The organism is Actinomycetes bacterium, assembly GCA_035506535.1.
Taxonomy (GTDB): Bacteria; Actinomycetota; Actinomycetes; order DATJPE01; family DATJPE01; genus DATJPE01.
The window spans coordinates 22,838-30,428 of the sequence record DATJPE010000070.1; the positions used below are offsets into that span (position 1 = coordinate 22,838).

Annotated in this window: 8 protein-coding genes; 4 read left to right on the top strand and 4 right to left on the bottom strand. The window is 72.8% G+C overall.

The window, feature by feature from the left end; genetic code table 11:
- Window positions 1–17: 17 nt before the first annotated feature.
- Window positions 18–1,925, bottom strand: coding sequence for a hypothetical protein (locus VMI11_11130; protein ID HTY72961.1), 1,908 nt, complete (start codon window positions 1,923–1,925; stop codon window positions 18–20).
- A gap of 348 nt (window positions 1,926–2,273) precedes the next feature.
- On the opposite strand from VMI11_11130, the gene ureA reads away from it, so the two are divergent.
- The 3 genes from ureA to VMI11_11145 all read left to right on the top strand — a co-directional run bounded on the left by ureA (window position 2,274) and on the right by VMI11_11145 (window position 5,208).
- On the top strand, window positions 2,274–2,984 hold the full coding sequence (ureA, locus tag VMI11_11135) for an urease subunit gamma (protein HTY72962.1): 711 nt from the start codon (window positions 2,274–2,276) through the stop codon (window positions 2,982–2,984).
- Entirely contained in the window at window positions 2,981–4,666 is a 1,686-nt protein-coding gene (locus VMI11_11140; GenBank protein ID HTY72963.1) for an urease subunit alpha, read from the top strand. Before ureA ends, VMI11_11140 begins: the two co-directional genes overlap by 4 nt.
- Before the next feature lie 140 nt (window positions 4,667–4,806).
- On the top strand, window positions 4,807–5,208 hold the full coding sequence (locus VMI11_11145) for a hypothetical protein (GenBank protein ID HTY72964.1): 402 nt from the start codon (window positions 4,807–4,809) through the stop codon (window positions 5,206–5,208).
- On the opposite strand, the gene aguA is transcribed toward VMI11_11145, so the two are convergent.
- Together aguA and VMI11_11155 are read right to left on the bottom strand one after the other, a co-directional pair.
- Window positions 5,183–6,232 carry an agmatine deiminase gene (gene aguA / locus VMI11_11150; GenBank protein ID HTY72965.1) on the bottom strand — a complete coding sequence of 350 codons (1,050 nt, stop codon included), beginning with the start codon at window positions 6,230–6,232 and terminating at the stop codon, window positions 5,183–5,185. The two genes, VMI11_11145 and aguA, sit on opposite strands and share 26 nt — an antisense overlap.
- 81 nt (window positions 6,233–6,313) lie before the next feature.
- Window positions 6,314–6,532, bottom strand: coding sequence for a BldC family transcriptional regulator (locus tag VMI11_11155; GenBank protein ID HTY72966.1), 219 nt, complete (start codon window positions 6,530–6,532; stop codon window positions 6,314–6,316).
- 315 nt (window positions 6,533–6,847) lie between these two features.
- Here VMI11_11155 and VMI11_11160 point away from each other — a divergent pair, with 315 nt between their 5' ends.
- A complete protein-coding gene (locus VMI11_11160; GenBank protein ID HTY72967.1) occupies window positions 6,848–7,111 on the top strand; it encodes a DUF3073 family protein in 264 nt (87 codons plus the stop codon).
- Between the two features lie 8 nt (window positions 7,112–7,119).
- On the opposite strand, the gene VMI11_11165 is transcribed toward VMI11_11160, so the two are convergent.
- Window positions 7,120–7,591, bottom strand: a 472-nt coding sequence (locus VMI11_11165; GenBank protein HTY72968.1) for an AIR synthase-related protein, incomplete at its 5' end; no start/stop codon positions are given.

Sequence of the window (7,591 nt, forward strand, 5' to 3'; positions counted from 1 at the left end):
CTGCTCGAACGATCTTGCTAGGGCAGGTCCGGCTTCATGTTGCTGACCAGCACCACGACGTCCTGGTAGTCGTAGTTGCTGCCGAACATCTCCACGCAGACCAGCCAGGTGTTGGGCACGACCTTCCCGCTGTTGTCCTTGAGCGGATAGAAGCGGATGTGGTGGCCGCACGGGCTGGTGCACCCGTGCTTCACGTCACCAGTGGTGGAGTTGCGCGTGTCGTCGCTGTACTCGCGGCCCATGAAGTTGAACCCGAAGGACACCCCCGGCGAGAAGGACGCCTGACCGGGGAGGTAGGTCACCCCGTCCGAGGCCAGGATGCGTGGCAGCACCGTCTGCGCCTCGCTGACCGGGGGGTTCATGATCATCGTGCAGGAACCCGGAAGCGTCGTCGACGGCAGGCAGGGGTCGGTGCTGTCGCTGCGCGGGTACCAGTACATCGCCGGCTGGAACAGGCCGTGGGTGTTGGCGAGCTCCCTGGCCACGATCGGCTGGCTCGGGTCCGCGGCGACCCAGAAGGGCGAGAGGACCTCGTCCCCGGTGGTCTTGACCGTGCCGTTGCCACCGAAGGCCTGACCCGAGTACACGACCTGGGTCTTGTACCCGAACACCTGCATGTAGTTGGCCAGCGTCGGCTCGTTCGGGCCCTGAGCCGCGGGCTGCCACGCGCCGCCGAGGGTGACCGAGAACGACGAGCGGGCGGGGTCGGTGCTCTTGACGGTCAACGAGCCCATCTGCACGGCGGGCGCTGCGATCGCGACGAACCGGATCGGGACGTTGAGCGTGCCTCCCGCGGGGATGTCCTGCGGGAGGGAGACCGCCGGGTTGAAGGCGTACGTGCCGGTGAGGGTCAGGCCGGTGACGGTGATCGTGGAGCTGCCGGTGTTGCTCAGCACCACGGTGTCCTGGTCGTGCTGCGCGTACGTGGCGCTGCCGTTGAGGTTGGTCCCGATCCGGCTGAAGACGAACCAGTCGTTGGACGGGACGCCGTCGGGGTTCACGGAGACCAGGGCCGGCGGCACGGTGACCACGGTGTTCTTGACCTGGAACGCGGCGGTGCTTGTCTGCGCGGCGCCGCTGGTCGGGGTGACGACCTGGGTGATCGTGTGGCCGCCGTCGGCGAGCGCGGTGGTGTCGTAGGCGTAGGCGGAGGTGGGCGTGCCGCCCGCGAAGTCGTACGGCGCCGTGCCCTCGGTGTGGATCGGCGAGCCGGTCTGGCCGGGGTCGTCGAGGTAGTAGACCACCTTCTTGATCCCGGTCGCGGGGGTCGTGAAGACGTAGATCTTGCCGGACACCGTCTGGCCGGCCAGGGCCACGGCTGCCGACCGGTCGGGGTGCGTGCTCAGGTCGAGGGTGAACGCCGAGCTCGACGAGCCGGAGGACGAGGTGCCCGAGGACGAGGAGCTCCCGCTGGAGGACGTACCGGAGGACGAGGAGCTCCCGCTGGAGGACGTACCGGAGGACGAGGAGGTCCCGCTCGAGGACGTACCGGAGGAGCTCGAGGCGCCGGAGCTCGACGGCGACGAGGACGAGCCGCCCACGGTGAAGGTCGCGGTGTAGACCTGGACCGCATTGGCCGTCGTGGTCACGGCCTGGGTGATCGTGTGCGTCCCTGCCGTCAGCTTGCTCGTGTCGTAGGGGTTGGCGGCCGCGGGCGGCCCGCCGTTGAAGTCGTAAGGCGCCGTCGTCTCGGTGTGGAACGCGGCGTTGGCCCGGGTCGGGTCGTCGAGGTAGAAGCTGACCGACTTGATGTCGGTGGCCGGTGCGGTGAAGACGTAGATGTTGCCCGTCACGTTCGCGCCGTTCAGGGCGACCGGCGAGCTGCGGTCGGCCGACGTGCTGACCTGCAGCGTGTACGTCGTCGCCGCCTCGGCGGGCCCGACGACGAGCACCGCGGCAGCGAGCGCCGCGAGCACCCCCACCACGGCGACGAGACGAGCGCTTCGCCCGGCGGCCCCCGCGCGCCCGCTCCTGTGGCGGCCACGGCCACCCGGAACCCAACCCCGCATCTCGTGCTCCCCCATCCCTTGCCCCGGCTGGTGCCGGGCTTGTTCGGTCCCCGCTCACGACGTGCGACGCGTCCGACACGGCACGCGTCCGCGTCAGCATCCATGGCGGACCGAGGGCCCTGGATCGGCCGTACGGACGATCTTTTCGCCGGGACGACGGAGCGCAGCAGCCGATCAGGTCAACCGTGTCACGCGCGGTGCCCGAGGTCTCACGCTTCGTGGAGTGGCGCACCCCTGGACCGCCCGAGGGGCAGGATGGCGAGCATGCTGCTGACCCCCGCCGAACGGGACCGGCTGCTGGTCTTCACCGCGGCCGAGCTGGCCCGCGCCCGCCGGGCTCGCGGCCTTCGGCTCAACGTGCCGGAGACCATCGCGCTCGTCGCCGACGCGGTCTGCGAGGCGGCCCGGGACGGCGCTCGCCACGCCGAGGCGCTCGACGCCGGACGGCGGGTCCTCGGGCCTGGGGACGTCCTGCCCGGCGTCGCGGACGTGGTCCGCGAGGTGAAGGTCGAGGCCGTCTTCGAGGACGGCACGCGGATGGTCGTGGTGACCGACCCGGTGGGGCCGGCACCGGCCGACGGGCTCGGCGTCGGCGGGCGCGAGGCGGCGCCGGAGCCGGTTGCGCGGGAGGCCGACGCCGTCGTGCTCACGGTCACCAACTCCGCGACCGTCCCCATCTCGGTGAGCAGCCACTTCCACTTCTTCGAGGTCAACCCGCGGCTGGCCTTCGACCGGGCGCGGGCGTACGGCCGGCACCTGCGCATCGCGGCGGGGTCGACGCGGCGCTTCGACCCCGGGGTCCCCACCGAGGTCTCCCTCGTCCCCTTCGGGGGGGAGCGCGTGGTGGTCGGCTTCTCGGGGCTGGTCGACGGCGCCCTCGACGGCCCGGGCGCCCGCGAGGCGGCGCTCGAACGAGCCCGGGCTACCGGGTTCCTCGACCACGACCCCGTCAACGGTCCGGGCGCGGCGCCGTGAGGGCGGTCCCCGACGTCGAGGCCACGGCCGTTCCCGGGCCCGGGGACCGGATCCGCCTCGGCGACACCGGGCTCGTCGTGCGGGTGGGTGGCGCGGCCCACGACGACGGCTTCACGCTGCTCACCGGATTCGCGAAGACCGCCCGCGACGGCATCGGGCTGCGCGCCGTCCGCACCGAGGACTCCTGCGACGTCGTCGTCACCAACGCGGTGGTCCTCGACCCGGTCCTCGGGATCCGCAGCGCGAGCATCGGCATCCGCGAGGGCCGCATCGTCGGGGTGGGGCGGGCCGGCAACCCCGACACCACCGACGACGTCGACGTGGTGGTCGGCACCGGCACCGTGATCGTCCCGGCCGAAGGGCTGATCGCCACGCCGGGGGCGGTCGACACCCACGTGCACCTGCTCTCCCCGCGCATCTGCGAGGCGGCGCTCTCCTCGGGGGTGACGAGCATCCTCGGGCAGGAGTTCGGCCCGTTCTGGGGCGTCGGGGTGAACACGACATGGGGACTGCGGAGCGCGTACGCCGCCTTCGACGCCTGGCCGGTCAACGTCGGGTTCCTCGGCCGTGGCTCGTCCTCGCGTCGCGAGCCGCTGGAGCAGGCGCTGGAGGGCGGGGTCTGCGCATTCAAGGTGCACGAGGACCTCGGCGCGCACCTGCGCTCGCTCGACACCGCGCTGCGGGTCGCCGACGACTACGACGTCCAGGTCGCCGTCCACACCGACGGGCTGAACGAGAACCTCTCCGTCGCCGACACCCTCGCGGTCCTCGATGGCCGCGTCGTGCACGCCTACCACGTGGAGGGGTGCGGCGGTGGGCACGTCCCGGACGTGCTGTCCCTCGCCGGCGTCGGGAACGTCATCGGATCGTCGACCAACCCCACGCTGCCCTACGCCCGGGACGCGATCGCCGAGCACGAGTCGATGATCGTCGCCGTCCACGGCCTGCGACCCGAGCTGCCCGGCGAGCTCCGCCTCGCCCACGACCGGGTCCGCGCGTCGACGATGGCCGCCGAGGACGTCCTGCACGACCTCGGGGTCATCCCGATCACCTCCTCCGACGCCCAGGGGATGGGCCGGGCCGGCGAGACGATCCGCCGTACCTTCGCGATGGCCTCGGTCCTCAAGTCGACCCGCGGCCCGCTCGAGGGGGACGGCCCCGACGACGACAACGCCCGGGTGCTGCGCTATCTCGCGAAGCTGACCATCAACCCCGCGATCGCCCACGGGATCGGGCACGAGGTCGGGTCGCTGGAACCCGGCAAGCTCGCCGACATCGTGCTGTGGCGCCCCGAGTACTTCGGAGCCAAGCCCTCGCTCGTGCTCAAGGCCGGGTTGCCGGCGTGGGGGGTGGTCGGCGACCCCAACGCGGCGACCGACACCTGCGAGCCGCTCGTGCTCGGTCCCCAGTTCGCCGGCTCCGGGGCGGCGCCGGCCGACGTCAGCGTGGTCTTCGTCAACAGCGCCGCAGCCGAGGCGGACTCCGACGTGCTCGCGACGCGACGTCGGCGGGTGGCCGTGCGGGGGACGCGAACCATCGGGCTGGCCTCGATGCACCGCGGCAACGACCGCCTCGGCCGGGTGGAGGTGAGCGCCGACGCGGCCCGGGTCACCCTCGACGGGGCCGAGGTGAGCACCCCGCCGGTCGAGACGGTCCCGCTGTCCCGGCTGTACTTCCTGTGAGTCCCCCCGGCGTCAGCCGGTACGCCCGCGCGAGCTCGAGCGGCGCTGGCTGCTCGCCGCGTCCGTCCCGGGCGAGCCGCTGCGGGCCTGCCGGATCGAGGACCGCTACCTGCGGGGACGCCGGCCTTCGGCTGCGCACGATGGGTTGCCCCGACGCGACGACGTACGAGCTCACCCAGAAGCAACCCGGCGAGGGCGGCGGTCCGGGCACCCTCACGACGATCTACCTCAGCGAGGAGCAGGCCCGCTCGTTGGAGGTTCTCCCCGCCGACCTGCTGGCCAGGACGAGGTCCGCGTTCCCGCCCTACGGGGTGGAGTTGTTCGAGGGGCCATTGACCGGCCGGCTGCTGGTCCAGGCGGAAGCGGCCACGGCGGGTGAGCTCGCCCAGGTACCCGCGCCACCCGGCAGCGTCTCGGAGGTCACCGCCCTGCCTCAGTTCACCGGCGGGCGGCTGGCCCGGACGTCCGAGGAGGAACTGGGCCGGCTGCTCCGCGCCTTCGGCATCGGCGGCCCGGCTACGGGGCGGGTACCTGCTGGGTGATGCAGTGCACGTTGCCCCCACCCAGGAGGATCTCGCGGCCGGGCACCGGGCGGACCGTGCGGTCCGGGAACAGCTTCGCGTAGGTGTCGATGGCCGCCTCGTCGTGCGGGTCGTCGAAGACGGGCAGCACCACGACGCCGTTGCCCAGGTAGCAGTTGACGTAGGAGCCCGCCAGCCGGTCTCCCTCGAGCCGGGGCCGCGACCCGACCACGAGGTCGAGCCCCGCCGCCTCCTCCGCGGTCGCGAACAGGGGGCCCGGCTGGTGCAGCTTGATCACCTCGAGGGGCCGGCCCATGGCGTCGGTCGAGGCCTCGAGCACGGCCAGCGCCTCCGCGCTGCGCTCGTACTGCGGGTCGGCGGTGTCATCGGTCCAGGTGAGGACCACGACACCGGGGGCGACGAACCGGGCGAAGTTGTCGACATGGCCGTCGGTCTCGTCGTCGACGACGCCGCGGGGCAACCAGATCACCCGGTCGACCGCGAGGTGCTCGCCGAGGACCGCCTCTATCTCCTCGCGGGAGCGGTCCGGGTTGCGGTTGGGGTTGAGCAGGCACTCCTCGGTGGTGAGCAGGCTGCCCTGCCCGTCGACGTCGATCGAGCCCCCCTCGAGCACCAGGTCGCAGGTCCAGTACGGCACCCGCTCGATCTCGGCGATCTTGGAGCCGGCGATGTCATCGGCGTCCCAGGGGAAGTACAGGCCGGTGCCGAGCCCGCCCCAGGCGTTGAACGCCCAGTCGACGGCGGCCACCCCGCCACGGCCGTCGACGAGGAAGCTCGGGCCGGTGTCGCGGACCCAGGCGTCGTTGGTGGACGTCTCGATGACGCGCACCTCGCGGGGCAGCCTGCCGCGAGCGTTCACCCACTGGCCATAGGACGTCAGCACCGTCACCGGGTCGCCGCTCGCGACCGCCTCGACGACGTGGACCCACGCGGACTGTGCCGGCTTGGCCCCCAGGCGCCAGTTGTCGGGGCGTTCCGGCCAGACCAGGTAGCAGCCGGCGTGCGGCTCCCACTCGGCCGGCATCCGAAAGCCCGCCTCGCGCGGCGAGGGCCGTCCGGTCACGACGACGCCTTCCTCGGGTGCTCGGCGGTCACGACAGCGCCGTCACGAGGACAACCGGGCGACGTCGGGGCCTTCGGCCATCCCGGTGCGAAGCGCATTGACCTCGGCGGCGCGGAACCGGCGGTGCCCACCGAGGGTGCGGATCGCGGTCAGCTTCCCCGCCCTGGCCCACCGCGAGACCGTTTTCGGGTCCACGCGGAAGAGCACGGCCACCTCGGCCGGCGTGAGCAACTGCTCGTCGTCGGGGCTGTGCGCGTCCATCCGTCTCCCGCTCTCGGCGTGGCTGCCGCCCCCACGGCAGGGACCCACGAGTCTGCCCCGCTGCGGTGCCCATCGTCCCGTCTGTCCGGTTTGGTCCTGAATGGTCCAGCCGGGCCAGGACGCCCAGCCCGAACGGGCCAGCCGGACCCGCGCCGGGCTTGGCTCGTCCGGGAGGGCGGTCTCGGGCCGCTGGCCTGTCAGCAGCCCCGCCGAGCGGTTATCCTTGGAGCCCGGGGCTGCTCCCGCGCGGGCGCCTCATCCACCGCACGTACGACGCACGCGGGGCGCGGTCGCCTCGCCCGAGGGGGTCGAGCCATGGGACGCGGCCGAGCCAAGGCCAAGCAGACCAAGGTCGCCCGTGACCTGAAGTACAACACCGGCGCGATGGACCTGGACCGCCTGCGCGCGGACCTCGTCGGCGATCGGGACAACGAGGTCGACCCCGAGCTGCTGGCCCGCTACGGCGACTTCGCCGACACCGACCTGGCCGACGAAGACCTGACCGACGAGGACCTGACCGACGGCGAACTCGCCGGGGACGACAGCGAGGGCGGCGACCGATACGCCGCCGGGCGCTAGCGCGAGGCTCATCCGGGCGCGGCGTACTCCCCCACCAGGCTGACCGACCCGCCGGCTCCACCCTTGGGCGCGGCGTCGCCGGCCTCGCCGGCGCGCGGACGGGCCTCCCCGCACACCCACGCGTCGACGCCCCGCTCCCCGAGCACCGCGAGCGCCCGCTCCACCGACACGGGCGGGACCAGCGCCACCATGCCCACCCCGACGTTGAACGTCCGCTCGAGCTCCGCCTGCGGCACCGCCCCGAGCCGGCCGATGAGGCCGAACACCGGGTGCGGCGACCAGGTGGACCGGTCGAGGACGACATGGACGTCCGCCGGCACGACCCGCGCGAGGTTGGCGGCGAGCCCGCCTCCGGTGACATGGCTGAAGGCATGCACCTCGACGCCGGGCGCCGACACCAGCTCCAGGCAGTCCCGGGCGTAGATGCGGGTGGGCTCGAGCAGCTCCTCGCCGAGGGTGCGCCCGAGCTCCGAGACGTGG

Coding starts and splice junctions, on each gene's coding strand:
- ureA (HTY72962.1), top strand. CDS start 2,274: ATGCTGCTGACCCCCGCCGAACGGGACCGGCTGCTGGTCTTCACCGCG.
- VMI11_11145 (HTY72964.1), top strand. CDS start 4,807: ATGGGTTGCCCCGACGCGACGACGTACGAGCTCACCCAGAAGCAACCC.
- aguA (HTY72965.1), bottom strand. CDS start 6,232: ATGCCGGCCGAGTGGGAGCCGCACGCCGGCTGCTACCTGGTCTGGCCG.
- VMI11_11155 (HTY72966.1), bottom strand. CDS start 6,532: ATGGACGCGCACAGCCCCGACGACGAGCAGTTGCTCACGCCGGCCGAG.
- VMI11_11160 (HTY72967.1), top strand. CDS start 6,848: ATGGGACGCGGCCGAGCCAAGGCCAAGCAGACCAAGGTCGCCCGTGAC.